This window comes from Chloroflexota bacterium, from assembly GCA_013152435.1.
Lineage (GTDB): Bacteria > Chloroflexota > Anaerolineae > DUEN01 > DUEN01 > DUEN01.
Genome location: JAADGJ010000010.1, coordinates 1 through 19,116 on the forward strand (window position 1 = coordinate 1; position 19,116 = coordinate 19,116).

The 19,116-nt window shown below is 63.5% G+C and carries 14 protein-coding genes; 10 read left to right on the forward strand and 4 right to left on the reverse strand.

Annotation, left to right across the window (positions count from 1 at the left end; translation table 11 throughout):
- Positions 1-461: 461 nt before the first annotated feature.
- Positions 462-2,537, forward strand: coding sequence for an elongation factor G (fusA, locus tag GXP39_00845; GenBank protein NOZ26585.1), 2,076 nt, complete (start codon positions 462-464; stop codon positions 2,535-2,537).
- A gap of 60 nt (positions 2,538-2,597) precedes the next feature.
- Here fusA and GXP39_00850 read toward each other — a convergent pair whose 3' ends face one another.
- Complete coding sequence (locus GXP39_00850; protein NOZ26586.1) at positions 2,598-3,221, reverse strand: hypothetical protein; 624 nt, start codon at positions 3,219-3,221, stop codon at positions 2,598-2,600.
- A gap of 537 nt (positions 3,222-3,758) precedes the next feature.
- Here GXP39_00850 and GXP39_00855 point away from each other — a divergent pair.
- From GXP39_00855 to GXP39_00890, 8 genes are read left to right on the forward strand one after another with little or no spacing between them, the layout of a single operon-like run.
- Positions 3,759-4,340, forward strand: a complete 582-nt coding sequence (locus GXP39_00855; protein ID NOZ26587.1) for a 4Fe-4S dicluster domain-containing protein — start codon at positions 3,759-3,761, stop codon at positions 4,338-4,340.
- Positions 4,337-5,302, forward strand: coding sequence for a disulfide reductase (locus tag GXP39_00860; protein ID NOZ26588.1), 966 nt, complete (start codon positions 4,337-4,339; stop codon positions 5,300-5,302). The genes GXP39_00855 and GXP39_00860 overlap by 4 nt, the downstream gene beginning before the upstream one ends.
- Positions 5,303-5,305: 3 nt before the next feature.
- Positions 5,306-7,327 carry a CoB--CoM heterodisulfide reductase iron-sulfur subunit A family protein gene (locus GXP39_00865; GenBank protein NOZ26589.1) on the forward strand — a complete coding sequence of 674 codons (2,022 nt, stop codon included), beginning with the start codon at positions 5,306-5,308 and terminating at the stop codon, positions 7,325-7,327.
- A 46-nt stretch (positions 7,328-7,373) separates the two neighbouring features.
- Positions 7,374-7,850 carry a hydrogenase iron-sulfur subunit gene (locus GXP39_00870; protein ID NOZ26590.1) on the forward strand — a complete coding sequence of 159 codons (477 nt, stop codon included), beginning with the start codon at positions 7,374-7,376 and terminating at the stop codon, positions 7,848-7,850.
- A 2-nt stretch (positions 7,851-7,852) separates the two neighbouring features.
- The gene (locus tag GXP39_00875) at positions 7,853-8,872 is read left to right on the forward strand and encodes an oxidoreductase (GenBank protein ID NOZ26591.1); all 1,020 of its coding nucleotides are present in this window, start codon (positions 7,853-7,855) and stop codon (positions 8,870-8,872) included.
- Complete coding sequence (locus tag GXP39_00880; protein ID NOZ26592.1) at positions 8,869-10,365, forward strand: Ni/Fe hydrogenase subunit alpha; 1,497 nt, start codon at positions 8,869-8,871, stop codon at positions 10,363-10,365. Before GXP39_00875 ends, GXP39_00880 begins: the two co-directional genes overlap by 4 nt.
- A gap of 30 nt (positions 10,366-10,395) precedes the next feature.
- On the forward strand, positions 10,396-10,902 hold the full coding sequence (locus GXP39_00885) for a hydrogenase maturation protease (GenBank protein NOZ26593.1): 507 nt from the start codon (positions 10,396-10,398) through the stop codon (positions 10,900-10,902).
- Between the two features lie 20 nt (positions 10,903-10,922).
- Positions 10,923-11,387 carry a Crp/Fnr family transcriptional regulator gene (locus tag GXP39_00890; protein ID NOZ26594.1) on the forward strand — a complete coding sequence of 155 codons (465 nt, stop codon included), beginning with the start codon at positions 10,923-10,925 and terminating at the stop codon, positions 11,385-11,387.
- A gap of 172 nt (positions 11,388-11,559) precedes the next feature.
- Here the strand turns inward: GXP39_00890 and GXP39_00895 are convergent, their stop codons facing one another.
- The 3 genes from GXP39_00895 to GXP39_00905 all read right to left on the reverse strand — a co-directional run bounded on the left by GXP39_00895 (position 11,560) and on the right by GXP39_00905 (position 16,875).
- A complete protein-coding gene (locus GXP39_00895; protein NOZ26595.1) occupies positions 11,560-14,496 on the reverse strand; it encodes a hypothetical protein in 2,937 nt (978 codons plus the stop codon).
- Between the two features lie 250 nt (positions 14,497-14,746).
- Entirely contained in the window at positions 14,747-15,403 is a 657-nt protein-coding gene (locus GXP39_00900; GenBank protein NOZ26596.1) for a response regulator transcription factor, read from the reverse strand.
- Positions 15,400-16,875 carry a sensor histidine kinase gene (locus GXP39_00905; protein NOZ26597.1) on the reverse strand — a complete coding sequence of 492 codons (1,476 nt, stop codon included), beginning with the start codon at positions 16,873-16,875 and terminating at the stop codon, positions 15,400-15,402. The genes GXP39_00900 and GXP39_00905 overlap by 4 nt, the downstream gene beginning before the upstream one ends.
- Before the next feature lie 336 nt (positions 16,876-17,211).
- Between GXP39_00905 and GXP39_00910 the strand changes: the two genes are divergently transcribed.
- Positions 17,212-19,095 carry a family 20 glycosylhydrolase gene (locus tag GXP39_00910; GenBank protein ID NOZ26598.1) on the forward strand — a complete coding sequence of 628 codons (1,884 nt, stop codon included), beginning with the start codon at positions 17,212-17,214 and terminating at the stop codon, positions 19,093-19,095.
- Positions 19,096-19,116: the final 21 nt, after the last annotated feature.

Consider the following 19,116-nt stretch of genomic DNA (forward strand, 5'->3'; position numbering starts at 1 on the left):
TGGAAGCCTCTTCAGAGCCCTCTCTGGACGTCAGAAAGCTCCCTGCATACGCAAGGAGCCGGTTCAAAACGCCAAAGTCCAGGGAGGGGCGGAGCCCCTCCGGGCCTCCCCATAGCAGGGGTAACGGCATTTCTCAGACACACTCTGAGGGGGTCTCTCTGCCTATGGGCAGGGGCGAGGAGGTATGGAGGGGATCTCCCTCCGGGGAATCATCGCACGGTCGACGCGTTGACAGTTTGGGGGTTTTCGTTTAGAATAGGCATGTTCAGCCGCCAGTCTTCGGCTTGTGGGCAAGCCTGGGACTTAGGCGGCTGGCTTTGGGATGGGGAGTTGCCGCTTTGGGTGAGGCGGAACCCCTGGACGAACGCAAGAATCGCTGCGCGGCGGGCGTCGAAGAGCCTCTCTGTGGGCCCGTGATGCCTTGGTATCGAATCGTGGCGGGAGAGCGCTAAGGAGGATCGATGGCAAAGTATAAGGTTGAGCAGTTGCGTAACGTTGCCCTGTTAGGCCACGGCAGCTCGGGCAAGACCTCGTTGTCAGAGGCGTTGCTCTACGATAGTGGTGGCATCTCTCGCATGGGCCGGGTGGAGAATGGCTCTACTGTGTCCGATTGGGACCCGGAGGAGCAGCGGCGGGGCTTTTCCGTGAACGCCTCCATCATCCCGTGTGAGTGGCAGGGGTATAAGCTGAACATCCTGGATACCCCGGGCTATATGGACTTCATTGGCGAGGTGATCAGCGCCGTGCGTGTGGCGGACGCCGCGATCGTCGTGCTGGACGCGGTGTCGGGCGTGGAGGTGGGGACCGAGGCCGTGTGGGCTCATGCGGATGGGCGCAAGCTGCCTCGGTTCGCCTTTATCAACAAGATGGATCGGGAGAACGCGTCCTTTGAGGGGGCGATCGCCCAATTGCGTGATGCGTTCCCCGGAAATTTCGTGCCGTTGCAGCTCCCCATTGGGGCGGAGGCCAACTTCCAGGGGATCGTGGACCTGGTGGAGCAGAAGGCCTATATCGGGGATAGCGGCGAGCCCTCGGATGTGCCGGCCGAGATGGCCGACGCGGTCGAGGAGGCTCGGGTTCAGCTGATCGAGGCGGCAGCCGAGAGCGATGATGATCTGATCATGAAGTACCTGGAAGGGGAGGAACTGACGCCCGATGAGATCCGGCGCGGCCTCAGCATCGGCGTGCGAGATGGCAGCGTGATCCCGGTGCTCTGCGGTTCCGCCACGAAGAACGTAGGCGTGCATGCCCTGCTGAAGGCGATCGTCGACTTCCTCCCGTCGCCTCTGGAGGCTCCGAAGGAGACGGCCAAGATCCTGGGGAGCGAGGAAGAGGTGGAGCTGACCCCGGATCCGGCTGGCCCGTTGGCCGCGCTGGCCTTTAAGACGGTGGCCGACCCCTATGTGGGCAAACTGACGTATTTCCGGGTGATGTCGGGCACGCTGAAGTCGGACAGCCGGGTGTATAATTCCCGCACTCAGCAGGAGGAGCGTATCGGTCAGCTCTTCACGGTGCGGGGCAAGGAGCAGATCAACGTCGACGAGGTCATCGCCGGTGATTTGGGCGCGGTGGCCAAGCTGTCCCACACGCTGACCGGGGATACGCTGTGCGATCAGGGAACGCCCTTGATTTTGGAGGGTATGACCTTCCCCCATCCGCTGTATGAGGTGGCCGTCTCGCCCAAGACCAAGGCGGACTCGGCCAAGATGGGGCCTGCGCTCACACGGCTGTGCGAGGAGGATCCGACGTTGCAGTGGCGGCAGGAGTCGGCTACCCGGGAGACCATTCTGGCCGGCCTGGGTGAGGCGCACATCGATGTCGCCGTGCGGCGTCTGGAGTCCAAGTTCGGTGTGGGTGTGGAGACCAGCATCCCCAAGGTCCCGTATCGGGAGACCATCTCCCGGGTGGCTTCGGCGCAGTACCGGCACAAGAAGCAGACCGGTGGTGCCGGGCAGTTCGCCGAGGTGCACCTGCGGGTCGAGCCGCTGGAGCGAGGGGCCGGCTTCGAGTACGTCAATGAGGTCTTCGGTGGCGCGATCTCCAGCTCCTTCATCCCGTCGATTGAGAAGGGGATCCGCCAGGTCATGGAGCAGGGTGTGATCGCCGGCTATCCGGTGGTGGACATCAAGGCCGCCGTGTATGACGGCAAGGAACATCCGGTGGATTCCAAGGATATCGCGTTCCAGATCGCCGGGCGAGAGGTGTTCAAACTGGCGGTGCAGCAGGCCGGCCCGATCTTGCTCGAGCCCATCATGAACGTCACCATCACCGTGCCGGAGCAGTACATGGGGGACGTGCTGGGAGATCTGAACACTAAGCGAGCCCGTGTGCAGGGGATGGAGCAGGTGCGTGGGAAGAGCATCATTCGGGCGCAGGTACCGCTGGCCGAGATGCAGCGCTATGGGACGGATCTGCGGTCCCTGACGCAGGGGCGTGGCATCTATACAATGGAGTTCTCACACTACGAGCCCGTCCCCAGCCATATCGCGGAGCGTATCATCGCTGAGGCGAAGCAGGGCAGCAATTCGGACAAATGAACCGCGGGCAGATAGCCCATTTGTGTTGGAGGCCACGGGCAAAGGCGCCCGTGGCCTTTTTCATGGAATGGATTCCCCGCGTCGCTGATGGGCCAGTGCCTCTTGGAGATATCCGATGGCTTCCCTATATGTGTCTTGTGCCTCTCGGGCCAGGCGGAGGAAGCCTTTGTTGACCTGTCCATCCGTGGCCAGGAAGGCCAGCGCGCCCAGGTAGGTGCGCCAACGTGTGTAGCTTCCCTTCAACGTCCCGTCGGGCGCATACATCAGCAGCGGGTGCTCATCACTGGCGATGATGAAGAACCCTGGCAAATCAAAGTGGGTCACGTCCAACGCGGCCCGGAGGCGTCCTTGGGGGGTGTCCGCGTAGCGCTCTGGCGCGCTGCGCACCAATGCATCCAGATCGAACTCCAAATCCTCCAGGAGCGATGGATAGACGGCCACTCCCCAACGGCGGACCATCTGCACGCATCCATTGTAGCCGACGGGCACCGGCGCACAGAGGTCAGCCAGGCCCTCCGGTAGCTGTACGATCACCTGGTGCTGTGCCAGGCTGCCTTGTTCGTCTACAGACCAGTAGATTACCTCCCAATCCTCCGTGGGGTACAGGCCCGGCAGGTTGTTTAGGATTCGATCCTGTTCCGTTGCGCTACTACGTCTTACCGTGTTCCCCGGACGGCGTCGCATCGTTTCCCTCTCTCAGAGCACGTCTGAGAAATCCCGTTGCCCCTGCCATGAGGGCCGCAGGGGCGAAGCTCCTCCGGAAGAATCCCTCTCGGAACGCTCTTGCATACCGTATTCCCTAATCCTCTTACCTTAGCGGACATACTCATTATAGCACAATCAAGCTTGGCCGGTCAGGAAAAACCTTATCCTGGCGAAAGAGGGTGTTCTGGGTCATTGACTTTTCTTTTCCCGTATGGTAGAGTGCTTGTGAAAATATTCTCCGATTGAGGGGTGCTGACGTGGGTGCCTCTCAATGGGGCTGATGTGGGTCCCCTGGCATTCGCTCCTCTGAGCACTGCATCTCGGCTCCTGGCTCAGAGCGAAGGCCACTACCTTCTCGTAAAACCTCGAGGTTTTACTTTCCCTTTCTGGGATCATGGGGTGCTGCTGGGTGGCACCCGAACCAATAGTGATTCGCTTGTGGGCTTCGAGCCCAAAGAAGGAGGGCGATGTCTGGATGGCGCTCTCGTGCTCTCTAGTTTCTTCTAGGAGGTCCCTATGGCTGGATCTGCGACTCCTGCGCGGGTGGCCACCTTCCTGGAGGAGGTGATTGCCGCCACTCCGGGTGATCCGCACCTGGAGTTATGTCTGCAATGTGGCACATGTGGGGGGTCCTGTCCTTCCGGCCCGGATATGGATCATACGCCGCGTCAGTTGTTTGCGATGATCGCTGCCGGCTTGAAGGATGAAGTCCTGCGCAGCAACACCCCGTGGTATTGCGTCTCCTGCTATTACTGTGTAGCCCGCTGTCCCCAGGAAGTCCATATCACCGACGTCATGTATACCCTCAAGCAGATGGCGATTCGGGAGGGGTTGTACCGGGAATCCAGCGCCGCCGAAGTGCCGGAGTTTTCCGAGACCTTTATCGATCTTGTGGAGAACTATGGCCGTAGCTTCGAGCTGGGATTGGCGACCCGGTATACGTTGCGACACCATCCTCTGAATGTCGTCAAGATGGCTCCTATGGGGTTGGAGTTGCTGCGGAAGGGGCGCATGGACTTGACCCCCAAACGGATCAAGGGACTCGATCAATTGCAAGCGATTCTGGCGAAGGCCAGGGAGCTGGGAGGTGCGGCATGAAGTACAGCTACTATCCGGGGTGCTCCCTGGAGCGTAACGCGATCGCGTATCACCGGTCGGCGATGGCGGTTGCAGCCCCGCTGGGCATAGAGTTGGCCGAGATCCAGGATTGGAATTGTTGTGGCGCCACGGAGTATTTCAGCGTGGATTTGCTCCCCGCCTACTCCCTGGTGGCGCGCAATCTGGCGTTGGCGGCCCAGCAGGCGAATGGCGATCAGGTGGTGGCGCCGTGCAGCGCCTGCTTTCTTAACCTGAGCAAGACGGACCGTTACATGGCCGACTCGCCCGAGCTGGCGAGAAAGATCAATACGGCCTTGGCCGCCGGTGGGCTTCACTATGATCCCGGGACCGTGCGAGTGCGTCACCTGTTGGATGTCATCGTCAATGACATCGGGTATGACGCGGTGGCGGCCAAGGTGACCAAGCCGCTGCACGGCTTGCAGGTGGCGCCCTACTATGGCTGCCTGATCGTGCGGCCTGGCTATCAGGGCGTATTCGATGATCCCGAGTATCCCACCTCGCTGGATAAGCTGATGCGCACGTTGGGCGCCAAGGTCGTGGACTTCCCTCTGAAGACCCACTGCTGCGGCGGGCATATGACCCAGATCAGCCAGCCGACGGCTTACGAGCTGATCCGGCGGTTGCTCAAGAACGCCGCCGATTACGATGCGGATGTGATCGTGACGCTGTGCCCCATGTGCCAGCTGAACCTGGACGCCTTCCAGGGCGAGGTCAACAAGTACTTTAAGACGGACTATCACATCCCCGTGCTCTATTTCACCCAATTGATGGGCTTGGCTTTCGGCATCTCGGCCAAGGAGTTGGGAATCGGCAAGGAGTTCGTGGATGCCCGACCGGCGCTCTCCAAGATCGGCGTAGAGGCTCCGGAGCCGGAGGCCCCCAGGCGTCGACGACGGGGAAAGAAGGAGCTCCCCATGCCGAGCATGCCGGAGGAGGAGTGAGCGATGAGCGAAGCGCGCGTTGGCGTCTACATCTGTCACTGTGGAACCAATATCGCCGGGACGGTGGATGTGGAAGAGGTGGCCCGGTGGGCCGGCGAGCAGCCCCACGTAGTCGTGGCCCGGGATTACAAGTTCATGTGCTCCAGCCTGGGGCAGGATCTCATCGAGCAGGATATCAAGGAGCAGGGATTGACCCGGGTGGTGGTGGCCGCCTGTTCGCCCCACATGCACGAGAAGACCTTCCGGGGCGCCTGCGAGCGAGCGGGGTTGAACCCCTTCCTCTTCGAGATGGCCAACATCCGTGAGCAGGATTCATGGGCGACCAGCGACCGTGAGGCGGCAACCCACAAGGCCAAGGCCCTGGTCAAAGGAGCCATCGAGCGGGTCGTCTATAATCAGCCGTTGGAGCCGCTGGAGGTGGAGATCAAGCCCGGCACCCTGATCGTGGGAGGGGGGATCGCCGGGATCACGGCGGCGCTGGAGCTGGCCAACGCGGGGTACCCCGTGTACCTGGTGGAACGAGAGCCGTCCATCGGCGGGCATATGGCGCAGCTGGACAAGACCTTCCCCACGTTGGATTGCTCGGCCTGTATCCTGACGCCCAAGATGGTGGAGGCCGGGCAGCACCCGAACATCACGCTGTTAAGCTACAGCGAGGTGGAGAAGGTCGATGGCTACCTGGGCAACTTCACCGTGACGGTTCGGAAGAAGGCCCGCTATGTGAAGGAGGACCTTTGCACCGGCTGCGGAGAATGTGAGAACCGATGCCCCAAGCGGGTGGTCGACGAGGTCTTCGAGGCGGGGCTGGGCTATCGCAAGGCCATCTACCGTCCGTTCCCGCAGGCGGTGCCCAAGTACCCGGTCATCGACAAGGAGAACTGCCTCTGGTTCCAGATCGGTAAGTGCCGCGTGTGCGAGCGCTTCTGCCCCACGGGTGCTATCGACTATGAGCAAGAGGACGAGATCCTGGAGCTGGAGGTGGGGAACATCATCCTGGCGACGGGGTACGATCTCTTTGATCCACGGCGGATCCCGCAATATGGCTATGGCCGGCTGGCCAACGTGTTCACCAGCCTGGAGTTCGAGCGGATGGTGAACGCGGCGGGCCCCACGGGTGGTCAGATCGTGCTGCGGGATGGGGAGACCAGGCCCAAGAGCGTCGCCATCATCCATTGTGTCGGCTCCCGAGATAAGAATTACAACGAGTACTGCTCCAAGGTCTGCTGCATGTACTCGCTGAAGTTCGCCCACCTGGTGCATGAGCGCCTGCCGGATGCGGAGGTGTACAACTTTTACATCGATATTCGCACTCCCGGCAAGGGATATGAGGAGTTCTATCACCGGCTTCTGGAGGAGGGCACCCACTTCATCCGGGGCCGGGTGGCGGAGGTCACCGATGCGGCGCGCATGCCCGGCGAGGAGGGCAAGATCATCGTCCAGGTGGAGGATACGCTGATCGGGAAGCAGCGGCGCATCCCGGTGGACATGGTGATCCTGAGCGCCGGGTTGGAGGCGCGCCACGATTCCAAGGAGGTGGCGCAGCTGTTTGGGTTGGGATGCGACTTCAACGGCTTCTTCGTGGAGCGACATCCCAAACTGGACCCGGTGGCGACGATGACGGAGGGTGTGCTCATCGCCGGCGCGTGCCAGGGGCCCAAGGATATCCCGGATACGGTGGCGCAGGGGGCTGCGGCTGCGGCCCGGGTGGCGAGCCTGATCAGCCAGCGAGTGGTGGAGATGGAGCCCATCCGTGCGCATATCGACGAGGATCGGTGCTCCGGATGCCGGATCTGCAACGAGCTGTGTCCGTACAGCGCCATCGTGTTCCACGAGGACCGACAGGTCTCGGAGGTGATCACGGCGTTGTGCCAGGGGTGTGGCGCGTGTGTGGCCGCGTGCCCCAGCGAGGCTATCGCTGGCGCGCACTTCACCCGGGAACAGCTGATGTCCCAGATCGAGGGCATCCTGTGGGATGTGCGATCGCTGGCCGGACGGGAATCGGAGAAGGAGGCGGTGTCGGCGTGAGATCGACATCCCCCTTAATGGCTCGCGTGATTGAGGAGAGGTGACCATGAGCGATACGTACGAGCCTGTCATCGTGGGCTTTCTGTGTAACTGGTGCTCCTACCGGGCGGCGGACCTGGCGGGCACGTCCCGTCTGCACTATGCTCCCAACATGCGGCCCATCCGGGTGATGTGCAGCGCCCGGGTGGATCCGCAGTTCGTGCTCAAGGCGTTGCGTGAGGGCGCGGATGGGGTGCTGATCGCCGGGTGCCATCCCGGGGAATGCCACTACGTGGAGGGGAACATCAAGGCGCTCCGCCGGTACAAGCTGCTGCAGCGGTTGCTGGCGCAGTTTGGGATCGAGCCGGAGCGTGTTCAGATCGTGTGGGCGTCGGCCTCTGAGGGGAACGTGTTGGCGGAAGCTGTGGACCGCATGGTGGAGCAGTTACGAGCTTTGGGGCCGCTGCGCTGGCAGGAGACCGTTTTAGGGGGCGATGGCCACGGCCCGGTTGAGGCTGGCGAGCCCGCGGCGGAGGAGGTGTGACCATGGCCGACAAGGGCAAATTCGCGATGTATTGGGCCGCCTCCTGTGGTGGCTGTGAGATCGCCGTGCTGAACATCGGGGAGAAGATCCTGGACGTCGATGCCAACTTCGACATCGTCTTCTGGCCCTGCGCGGCGGACTTCAAGTATAAGGATGTGGAGGGCTACCCGGACGGGTATATCGACCTCTGCCTCTTCAACGGGGCGATCCGAACCTCGGAGAACGAGGAGATGGCCCATCTGCTGCGTCAGAAGTCCAAGATCCTGGTGGCGTTCGGGTCCTGTGCCTATGAGGGGTGCATCCCGGCGCTCGCCAACCTGACTTCCAAGGAGGCGATCTTCCGGACGGCCTATCTGGAGAGCCCATCCACGGAGAACCCGGACGGCGTGCTGCCCCAGCCGGTGACGCAGGTGCCGGAGGGGGAGCTGCACATCCCGGAGTTCTACGAGACGGTGAAGTCGCTGGATCAGGTGGTGTCGGTGGATTACTATATCCCGGGTTGCCCGCCAGAGCCGCATCAGATCATCGCCGTGCTGGATGCGATCATCCAGGGGGCCGAGCTGCCGCCGCCCGGATCGATCATCGGGGCCGGCACGGTGGCGGTATGTGAGGAATGCCCGCTGGAGAAGCACGAGAAGGCCATCAAGCGGATCTATCGCCCCTATGAGAAGCGACCGGAGCCGGGGATCTGCCTGTTGGAGCAGGGGATCATCTGTCTGGGGCCGGCCACGCGCAGCGGCTGTGGCGCCCGCTGTCCGCAGGTGGGCATGGGGTGCCGTGGATGCTATGGGCCGCTGGATGGCGTGGAGGACCAGGGCGCGAAGTTCCTGTCGGCCATCGCGTCGGTGATCGACGTGGGAGAGCCCGGCGGGGAGGAGGCGGATCTGGATCGGGAGATCGAGGCCGTCATGGAGAGCCTGGCGGACCCGGCCGGCACCTTCTATCGGTTCAGCATGGCGCACTCGCTGCTGCGGCGTGCGCGGGTGAACGGTAGCGGCGATGGGGAAGGAGGGACGGCATGAAGCGCATCACGATAGATCCCATCACCCGGCTGGAGGGGCATGGCAAGATCGAGATCTTCCTCAATGACGAGGGGGATGTGGCCAACGCCTACTTCATGATCCCCGAGTTGAGGGGGTTCGAGCGTTTTTGCGTGGGGCGCCCCGCCGAGGAGATGCCGCGCATCACGAACCGGATCTGTGGGGTCTGCCCGGAGGCGCATCACATGGCGTCGACCAAGGCGTTGGACGCTCTCTTCCACGTGGAACCCTCCTCGGCGGTGAAGAAGCTGCGAGAGATGTTCTATTCGGCCTTCTACGTGACCGATCACACGACGCATTTCTACGCGTTGGGTGGCCCGGACTTCGTGTTGGGGCCGGATGCTCCGGCGGCGGAGCGGAACATCCTGGGCGTGATCCACAAGGTGGGCGTGGAGATCGGCAAACAGGTGATCGACTGTCGCCAGCGGAATCATCACGTCATCGAGATGCTGGGAGGGCGAGGCGTGCATCCTGTGGCCGGGATGCCCGGGGGATGGAGCCGGGCCATCACCGAGGAGGAGCGGCAGGAGATCGAGGAGATCGCCAAGGCCAATGTGGACTTCGCCCTGTTCAGCCTGAAGCTGTTCGAGGACATCGTGCTGGGGAACCAGGAATACGTGGATATGATCCTGTCGGATGCCTATACCCATCGCACGTACTACATGGGGACGGTAGACGAGCATAACCACGTGAACTTCTACGATGGGATGATCCGGGTGGTGGATCCGGACGGCAAGGAGTTCGTGAAGTACCACCCCAAGGACTACACCCAGCACGTGGCGGAGCACGTGGAACCCTGGACGTACCTGAAGTTCCCCTACCTGAAGGCGGTGGGGTGGAAGGGGTTCGTGGACGGCAAGGACAGCGGCGTCTACTGTGCGACGCCCTTGTCCCGGCTGAATGCAGCGGACGGCATGGCGACCCCCCGGGCGCGGGAAGCCTATGAGAAGATGTACGAGACGCTGGGGAGCAAGAAGGTCAACGGCCGATATCAGCCCGTTCACTATCGCCTGGCGACCCATTGGGCCCGCCTGATCGAGCTCCTCTACGCGGCGGAGCGTATGCTGGAGCTGATTCAGGACCCGGAGATCACGGATCCCAACGTGCGGGTGGAGGTGACCAGCACCCCGGACGAGGGCGTGGGGTGTGTGGAGGCGCCCCGAGGCACGCTGACCCATCACTACTGGACGGATGAGAACGGCATCCTCACCCGGGTGAACCTGATCGTGGGGACGACCAACAACTACGCTCCCATCGCCATGTCGGTGAAGAAGGCGGCCCAGTCCCTGATCAAGAAGGGGACCGTGATCACGGATGGGTTGTTGAATCGGATCGAGATGGCATTCCGGGCCTACGATCCGTGTATGGCCTGTGCCACGCACTCGCTGCCGGGGCAGATGCCCCTGGAGGTCACCATCTATGATGCGCAGGGGCGTGTGGTGGAGCGGTTGAGCCAATACGTGGAGCGGGTCTGAGCGGCGTGCCCGATGGGCGTGAGCATGGAGATGAAGAGGACGCTGATTCTCGGAGTGGGTAACCCCATCCTGACGGATGATGGCGTGGGCGTGCGGGTGGCCGAGGCTGTGAGGGAAGCGCTTCCGGCGGATGCGCCGGTAGACGTGCGTGAGGCCAGCGTCGGCGGCTTGACTTTGATGGAGACCATGGTAGGCTATGATCGGGTGATCCTGATCGATGCGTTCCTGAGCCGTGGTGGGATCCCCGGAACCATCCGCCGACTGAGCCTGGAGGACCTGCGGACGATCAGCCCGACGCGGCACAGCGCCTCCGCCCATGATACGAGCCTCGTCACCGCGCTGGAAATGGGGCGTCGGATGGGGTTGCCCCTGCCCGATGAGATCGTCATCTACGCCGTGGAGGCGGAGAATGTGACCGATTTCGGCGAGGGGTTAACTCCGGCCGTCGCTGCGGCTGTGCCTCAGGTGGTGGCGGCGGTGTTATCCGAGATCCATGGGCATGAGGGCGTTCTTCCGGGGATGCAGACGTCTTTCTAGAGGAGCGAAGGAGGTCCCGTATGATCTCACCTGAGTTGATTCGGCGCTATCCTTACTTCGCCGGCTTTGACATGGATCAGATCGTGACCCTGGCCAAGGCGGCGGATGAGTTGACGGTTGAGCCCGGACACTATTTCTTCCACGAGGGCGAGGAGCTCTGCTGTTTCTACATCGTGCTGGAGGGCGCCGTGGCCATCGTGATCGAGGTGCCCGGTGAGGAGGACGAGGTGGTCGTCAGCACCGTAGGCCCGGGCGAGGTGTTCGCTTGGTCCGGGCTGGTGCCGCCGCATACCGCCACGGCCAGCGCCAAGGCGACGACGCGCTGTCGTGTCATCGCCTTTGATTGCCAGGAGCTGCGGAAGGTATTCGAGACGGATTGTCGCTTTGGCTATCTCATGATGCAGAAGATCGCCCAGGTGATCCGGGACCGGCTGCGGGATACCCGGATCCAATCGCTGGCGAACGCGCCGATCGAGTCATCGTAGGCCTTTTTGTTGGATTCGGGCTCCTTTCTGGTCGCCGCCCGGGTGGTTCACGGGCGGCGACCTTTTTGCGCCTCCGAAAGGTATCCTTGTTCCAGCCCCTTCTTGGCATCGGATTGACCTGCAAGGGAGCGTGTTGTTGTAGGGGCACGGCAGCCGCCGTGCCCCTGTGTGCTCAGCGGAGGGTGAACGGGAGGTAGACCGACCAGGTTGTCCGCTCGGCTGCCAGCGTATAGGTGCCGAAGCCCTCGGCGAAGATCACCACCTCGTCGTGTTCGGCGTCGATCACGTAATCCTCCACCGGCTCCCTGGTGTCTGCCGTGGCGGTCGGCATGTACCAGACCCGGATATCCTCTTCGGAGATACCCTCAGCCGCCAGCGCGCTCGCGTCGTAGGGGATACGCAGCACCATGGGGACGTTGAGCTCGATGTCGGCCGGCGCCGCTAGCGGAACGAGCTGGGGCATGGCCCCCACGCCCTGCGCGCCTGCCTGCGGCGCGCTCTGCAAGAGCTGGGCTCCGATCTCATAGGCCGGGCTCAGGGGGATTCCAACATTCTTGCAGCACGGAGCTGGGCCTGATATGCTCAACGTTTTGACCAGCGAGCTCTGCAGGCTGATCAGCGTGGGCAGATCTATGCGGGGGGCCGCATCGGGGCGGGCCGCCGTGGCCCCCTTGGCGCTGGTGGCCTGCCCGGTGACGGTCAGAGCGCCGGCCGGGATATAGAGGGAGGCGCCGTCCGCCAGCTCCACGTAGAAGGGCTCATCGGGGTCCAGGATCTGCGCCACCCCAGCGGGGAGCAGGTCGCGAGGCGTCAGGGTGAGATCCAGTCGCACGTCGGTGCTGTCCACGTCCACCACCGCTCGTGTCATCCACAGGCTGCTGCCCACCTCGTACACGGCCTGCACGACCCACCGCTGGCCCTGGATAGCGGGCAGGCTGTAGTCCCCCTCTCCCGTGCCGGACATGGGCACCAGGACCTTGGTGTGGCCGGTGATGCGAGAGGGCCCCCCGGCCGTGGCGGCCCAGACCATGGCCGGCAGCTCGACCTCCGTGCCCTTGCCGCTCTGGGCGCTACCGGTGGCTAAGCTCAGATGTCCGTGGATGGTGGCATCGCCCGTGCGGAACCGGAGTACTGGTGTGGGCGCAGGTTGGTTGGGCAGCAGCTTGATGATCTCCGGCTGGGGGCTGATCCACGGCTGATCTCCTTGTCCCTTGAGCAGTTCCGGCGGGCCCAGGACGCTCAGCCTGTAGACGCCGTAACTCAGGTTCAGGGTGAACGTGCCGTCCTTGTTGGTGACCGCCGCCATGTCCCTGCTCAGGCCCACAGGGGTCTGATTCGGCCCGATCAGGGCGCCTCGGAGCCCCTGCCAGCCGATGCCGGTGGCGGTCACGATCACCCCTCGCACGCCGTTGCCATCGGGGTCCAGGACCTGGCCTGAGACCGCCTGCTTCGGCTGCACTACGGGCAGGTGTACGTCAACGGTCGTCACATCGGATGGCACTGTGACGCTGATCACCCCGGGGAAGGCCCGGTAGCCGGAGCCGGCCTGGACATGGTAGGACACCAGCCAGTCGCCCTGGGTGACCTGTAACTCTCCCACGCCGGTGGCCGGATCGATGCGGGCGGCCGCCCAGTTGCCCTGCCCCGTGCCCGAGGCCGCAGGTTGCCAGCCGATCATCACCCCGCCGACGCCGGTGACCGACTGCTTCTCCGTCAGGTTCCAGAGCTGGCCCCGGATCGTTGCGCCGGTCCTCACGGCCAGCTGGACCTGGATGGACGTCACGCCCGGCCCGTTGACCTCCACCTGCGGCACGGTCGTCACCAGGTACTTGCCCGGCTCGCAGGAAGGCGGGTAGGGGATTGAACCGTCCAGATCTTCCAGATCGGGGCTGGGGATCACGCTGAGCCGATAGGTGCCGGCGGTGACCGGCAGATCGAAGGTGCTGCCGGTGAAGCGCCGGAAGCTGTAAGTGCCGGCCTGGCCCTGCTTGTATGCGGCCACCACGCCGCAGGCGTCGTCGGCCGGCTGGCCCGTGGCGGCGTTGATCAGCGTGCCCCGGATCCAGGCGTCGGCCGCCGCCACCCGAAGGATGACGTCGTCCACCGTGCCCCCATCCTCGACGTTTACTATCGTCTGCCATTGCAGCCGATAGGGCATGTAGGGATCGCCCTGGCCCAGAGAGACGGCCACCCACCAGGTGCCGCCGGTCACCGGCAGCGCGAAATCCCCGGTCGGCGACGTCTGAGCCCGTTTGATCTCCGGCACTTGCAGACCGCCCCCGGTGAGGATGTTGCCCAGCTTCATGGCGACGACCTGAACGCCGGCCACGGGCTGATCCTCCGTGGTCAGCACCTGGCCGCGGATGGTGGCCGAGCCGTGCAGCGGGATGAGGTAGAGATCGCCCAGATCATGGGTCTCGCCCGTCTCCACCTTGAAGGGCGGGATCACCGGCGGCAGGTAGTTCAGGAAGTCCTGAGGGAAGATGGCCACTTGATGGCGCCCTTCCGACACGGTGAGATCGAACCTGCCGGTGGTGGGGTTGATCTGGCCGGACGTGACCTTCGGTGGGATCTGGATGCTGACGTCCGTCACAGTGACCGGGAATGTGGGCACGAAGGGAACGGTAGCCGATACCAGCACCCGTCCGACGATGTGGGCGCCTTCCTCCGTGGAAGGCACATGGAAGGTGAAGTCGATCCCCGTCTTGGTGCTGGGTCGGGGGCCGAAGACCACCGGGCGAGAGATCGAAGGGGCTTCGGCCTCAGGTGGGATGGTGGTGTCCGTCTTTTCGGCCCGGATGTTCCATGTGGCGACGCCGACTGGCAACTCCAGCGTGTATGCGCCCTCCGCGTCGGTCGTCGTGCTCACCTCAGCGCCCGTGGCCGGTCGCCTCGCGACGATGCGGGCGTTTTGCACCGGCCGGGGCGGATCCTCGTCGGTCCGCGCGTGCCCCGTAACCACGTTGTTGTCCTGGGGAGTGTCCACGGTAGCCGATGTTGGGGAGTCCTCTCCTTGTGCCGGCATGGCCCAGACCAGGGTGGCGGAACCGATCAGTAGCAGCGTCACTGCTGCGAGCACGGTAACGAGCAAAGGTGTTCTTCGAGTCATGTTGCAAAACCTCCTTCCTTTCAGTCCCGTGATCCCCAGCGGGGACGGGCGTTCTCAGAGCGAATGTGAGCTTTGTCCGTTGGATAGGCTACCGTGCCTGTTCTGGGGCCATTGCCGGCCTAGAGCGTGTCTGAAAATTTAGCAGAAGCAACGGCATTTCTCAGACACACTCTTAGAGGCTTACCCGTTATATTGTGGTCGACGTGAGACGTGTGCCCTACATCTTGTATCTTCGTTGCTATCGCCTTACTCAGCCGTTGCGTCGCACCACGCCGCTACGCCAGGCGTAGACCGCGGCCTGTGTGCGATCGGCCAGGTGCAGCTTGCTCAGGATATTGCTGACGTGGGTCTTCACCGTCTTCTCACTGATGACCAGTCGTTCGGCGATGGACGCGTTGTCCAGGCCGTCGGCGATCAGGCGCAGGACCTCCAGCTCTCGCTCGCTCAGATCGGTGAAGGGATTGAGCTCCTGCCGTCGTGAGCCGTGCAGCTCCTGGACGACTCGGGCGGCCACGCTGGGGTGCAGGATGGCCTCGCCGCGGGCCGCTCGCCGCACTGCCTCGGCCAGCTCGTCGGCCTGCACCTCCTTGAGCAGGTAGGAGAGCGCGCCGGCTTTGATGGCCGGAAAGATGTGCTCATCCTCGTGATATGAGGTCAGGATGACGACTTGCGTGTGGGGGCTGGCCCGGCAGATCCGCCGTGTGGCCTCGACGCCGTCCATGCCCGGCATGAGCAGATCCATCAGCACGACATCTGGGACCAGCTCCGTGGCCAGTTGGACGGCCTCCTCGCCTGTGCCCGCTTCTCCGATCACCTGGATGTCCGGCTGCGCGTCCAGGAAGGCTCGCACGCCCTCCCGTACGATGGCGTGATCGTCGGCCAGTAGGACGGTAATGGGTTCGTTCATGTGCTTGCCTCCACGGGTAAACTGGCGCGAATGGTGGTGCCCTCGCCGGGGCGGCTGAGGACTTGGAAGTCGCCGGCCAGAGCGACCACCCGTTCTCTCATGCTGATCAAGCCCAGCCCCTTGCCCATGGCTGTCTCCACGTCGAAGCCACAGCCATGGTCGGTGATCTCCAGGGTCACGTGGTGTCGATTGTAGTTCAGATCCACTTCCAGATGGTCGCTGCCGCTGTGGCGGGCTACGTTGGCCAGGGCCTCCTGGGCCACCCGATAGAGGGCCTGCTCCGTCTCCAGCGGCACTTTGCGCTCGCCGCTCACCCGCAGCTTGGCCGTGATCCCGGTGCGCTCGCTCCAGGCGCTCAGGTGTTGGTGCAATGCGGTGGCCAGGCCCTTGCCGACCAATGCGACCGGCCGTAGCTGCCTTAGCAGGGCGTTGAGCTCCTGCTGGGCCTGTTGCGCCAGGTCCTCGGCCTGACGCAGGTGCTTGGCGACGCTTGGTGGGTCTTGACCCAGAAGCGCCCTCGCCGCTGCGATCTGCATGGCTGTGGCGAAGACTTGTTGCTTGACGCTGTCGTGGAGCTCTCGGGCCAGGCGGTTTCGCTCCTCCAGCGAGGCCAGATGCTCTCGCACCTCCAGCACGCCCTGGAGCTGTTCCGCCATCCGGTTGAGCTGCCGGGCCAATCGCCCGATCTCGTCGTCGGGCTCGGCGCGCGCCTGCACCGAGAAATCGCCACGGCCCCAGGCGGCCGTGACCTCGGCCAGTTGGTCCAGTCGCCGCGTGAGCCAGTAGGCGGTGAGGAACCCGAAGACCGTGGCGGCGAAGACCCGGCCGACCGCCAGGAAGGCGCCCACGCCCCCCTCCAGCTTCATGATCGACGACCACAGCCGTCCCCCGGGCGCCGTGGCGACGACCCGCAGGTAGAGGGCGCCCCGGATCGTTCCGCTGGGGTCCCGTATCGGCTCGGTCGCCACCACCTCGCCGTGGTCCAGCCGGATGGCCTGTCCGTTGCCTGTCAGCGCCTGTTGCAGGAGCGTTGTGCTGACCTCGGCTGCGGCGGGGTCGTAAAAGGGATCGGGCCAGCCGGTCCGCAGAGAGGCGGGCACGTTGCTGGCCACGAGCCGCCCCTTCTCGTCCACGATGGCGATCAGATCGAACCTTTGCGGCAGGTGATCGGGCGGATCAGGATCGCTGAGCGCCAGGATGGGTAGGCCCGGGATGCCACTGCCGTTCTCCTGGAGCGGCACGACAGAGGAGAGCCAGCGATCCAGAAGGGCGGTATCCGGGCCGGATGCCAGCAGGGCCCCGGCCGGGATGCTCAGTTGGCGGGCGATCCGGGCCATCAGTTGGGGGAGCCTGGGCCCCCGTGTGCTGATCCACCATGAGCCGAGCAACAGGCCGATCTGGATGAGCAACACGCTGATGAGCATGAGCAGAGCATAGTAGATGGTCAGGCGCCAACGTAGCCCTTGTCGCATGGTCCGGCTCCTGGCATGAGAGGACTGGAGTAACGATGTTGCCTTGACACGCGATCGCACCTCTTCTCGTGTTGATTGCCCAGAGAATTTTGCTACCTCAGGGGAGCGTGTCTAGCCTTTCACGACTAATGTAACACAATCAAAAGAAATCGCCATCAGTCCCTGGCCCTATTTCGGTTCCGACTTCAGGCGGATACGCGAGGCATCCCGAATCGTGGTGGCTTTTGCGTTGACAGGCGATGATCCTCTTTGCTATAATGCGGCCCGCATCGGTGACGGAGATGTCGATGTTGATTCCGTTCGTTTTCTCAAGAGATTCCGTTTAGGAGGTCGATGATGTCCCGTAATTTGGTGCTATTGCCTTCCCCTCAGCGCTTGCAGGAGCTGCCGGGCAGCCATCATCTGCAGCCCGATCGTTTCATTTGGCTGGCGGGAGATGTGTCCGATGCCCTGTGGCGTGTGGGGCAGATCGTCCAGGATGCGCTTTCGGCGATAGGGCGGCGGTGGGAGTTGACGGCGGCGCGGGGAGATGATCTCAGCCGGCTGGGGGCCACCGTGCATGTGGATCCCGCTCAGGTGCCGCAGCGGGAGGGATATCATCTGACCGTTGGGGCCGATCAGATCCGGATCGTGGCGCACGATCTGGCGGGGGCCTTCTATGCGGCTATGACGCTGCGGCAGATCGCCCGCCAGATCGCTGGATCTGGGGAGCTGCCCTGCCTGCGTATCGAGGATTGGCCGGATTTCCCGAATCGGGGCGTCATGCTGGACATCAGCCGGGATAGGGTCCCGACCATGGAGACGTTGTACGCCCTGGTGGATATGCTGGCCGAGTGGAAGGTCAACCAATTCCAGCTCTACATGGAGCACACCTTTGCCTATCGCAACCATCGGGAGGTGTGGGAGAACGCTTCTCCCATGACCGGCGAGGAGATCCTGGCGCTGGACGCCTATTGCCGTGAGCGCTTCATAGAGCTCGTGCCCAACCAGAACTCCTTCGGTCATATGCACCATTGGCTGAAACATGATCGATATCGGCCGCTGGCGGAGTGTCCGGACGGCTGGAAGTCCCCCTGGGGGGAGTGGAACGACGAACCGTTTAGCCTTTGCCCGCTGGATCCCGGTTCCATCGAGTTGATCTCTGAGCTATACGACGAGCTGTTGCCGCATTTCTCCAGCCGACAGTTCAATGTGGGCTGCGATGAGACCTTCGATCTGGGGCAGGGGCGGAGCAAGGAGGCCTGTGAGGAGCGGGGCGTCGGCCGTGTCTACCTGGAGTTCCTGCTCAAGATCCATAGCCTGGTGCAGCGGAAGGGGCGGACGATGCAGTTCTGGGGGGATATCATCCTGCATCATCCCGAGCTTATCCCTGAGCTGCCGGGCGATATCGTCGCCCTGGAGTGGGGGTATGGGGCCACCCATCCCTTCGCCGAGAACGGCGAGAAATTCGCCCGGGCGGGCGTCCCGTACTATGTCTGTCCTGGTACGTCCAGCTGGAACTCCATCGCTGGACGTACGGAGAACGCGATCGGCAACTTGCGAAACGCGGCGGAGAATGGGCTGGCCCATGGAGCCATCGGCTACCTGAACACCGACTGGGGGGACAACGGTCACTGGCAACATCTGCCCATCTCCTTCCTGGGCTACGCATACGGGGCGGCCGTCAGCTGGGCCGCCCAGGCCAATCGGGATATCGATCTGCCACGGGCCCTGGATCTGCATGCGTTCCGGGATGCCGCGGGCGTGATGGGGAAGTTGGCCTATGATCTGGGGAACGCATACAAGGTGCCCGGCGTGACGCCGTTCAACTCTTCTGCGATGGCCCTGCTCTTGCTGAGCCCGAGTCGTCCCTTCTATGAGGGGAGGCTGGCGGAGCTGACCGTCGAGGGGTTGGAGCGGGCGCAGGAGTACGTGGACCAGGTGATCTCCCGGCTGCCGGAGGCTCGCATGGGGCGCCCCGACGCCGATCTCATCGTCGACGAGTTCCGCAATGCGGCGGCGTTGCTGCGCCATGCCTGTCGGCTGGGGATCGCCCGGCTTCAGACAGAGGGCGGGGAGATCGCTCAGATCCCGGCGGAGACGCGGGCGTCGCTGGCGGAGGAGTTGGAGGCGATCATCGCCGAATACAAGCGGCTGTGGCTGGCACGCAACCGGATCGGTGGGCTGGCGGACAGCGTGGGCCGCATGGAGCGGTTGTTGGAGATGTATCGCGGCGGGTGAGAAGAGATCCGCCTGCCGGGC

Bases quoted from the DNA above. Each gene is read 5' to 3' on its own strand.
- GXP39_00850 (NOZ26586.1), bottom strand. From the start codon at position 3,221: ATGCGACGCCGTCCGGGGAACACGGTAAGACGTAGTAGCGCAACGGAA.
- fusA (NOZ26585.1), top strand. From the start codon at position 462: ATGGCAAAGTATAAGGTTGAGCAGTTGCGTAACGTTGCCCTGTTAGGC.
- GXP39_00880 (NOZ26592.1), top strand. From the start codon at position 8,869: ATGAAGCGCATCACGATAGATCCCATCACCCGGCTGGAGGGGCATGGC.
- GXP39_00860 (NOZ26588.1), top strand. From the start codon at position 4,337: ATGAAGTACAGCTACTATCCGGGGTGCTCCCTGGAGCGTAACGCGATC.
- GXP39_00855 (NOZ26587.1), top strand. From the start codon at position 3,759: ATGGCTGGATCTGCGACTCCTGCGCGGGTGGCCACCTTCCTGGAGGAG.
- GXP39_00875 (NOZ26591.1), top strand. From the start codon at position 7,853: ATGGCCGACAAGGGCAAATTCGCGATGTATTGGGCCGCCTCCTGTGGT.
- GXP39_00895 (NOZ26595.1), bottom strand. From the start codon at position 14,496: ATGACTCGAAGAACACCTTTGCTCGTTACCGTGCTCGCAGCAGTGACG.
- GXP39_00885 (NOZ26593.1), top strand. From the start codon at position 10,396: ATGAAGAGGACGCTGATTCTCGGAGTGGGTAACCCCATCCTGACGGAT.
- GXP39_00900 (NOZ26596.1), bottom strand. From the start codon at position 15,403: ATGAACGAACCCATTACCGTCCTACTGGCCGACGATCACGCCATCGTA.
- GXP39_00890 (NOZ26594.1), top strand. From the start codon at position 10,923: ATGATCTCACCTGAGTTGATTCGGCGCTATCCTTACTTCGCCGGCTTT.
- GXP39_00905 (NOZ26597.1), bottom strand. From the start codon at position 16,875: ATGCGACAAGGGCTACGTTGGCGCCTGACCATCTACTATGCTCTGCTC.
- GXP39_00865 (NOZ26589.1), top strand. From the start codon at position 5,306: ATGAGCGAAGCGCGCGTTGGCGTCTACATCTGTCACTGTGGAACCAAT.
- GXP39_00910 (NOZ26598.1), top strand. From the start codon at position 17,212: ATGTCCCGTAATTTGGTGCTATTGCCTTCCCCTCAGCGCTTGCAGGAG.
- GXP39_00870 (NOZ26590.1), top strand. From the start codon at position 7,374: ATGAGCGATACGTACGAGCCTGTCATCGTGGGCTTTCTGTGTAACTGG.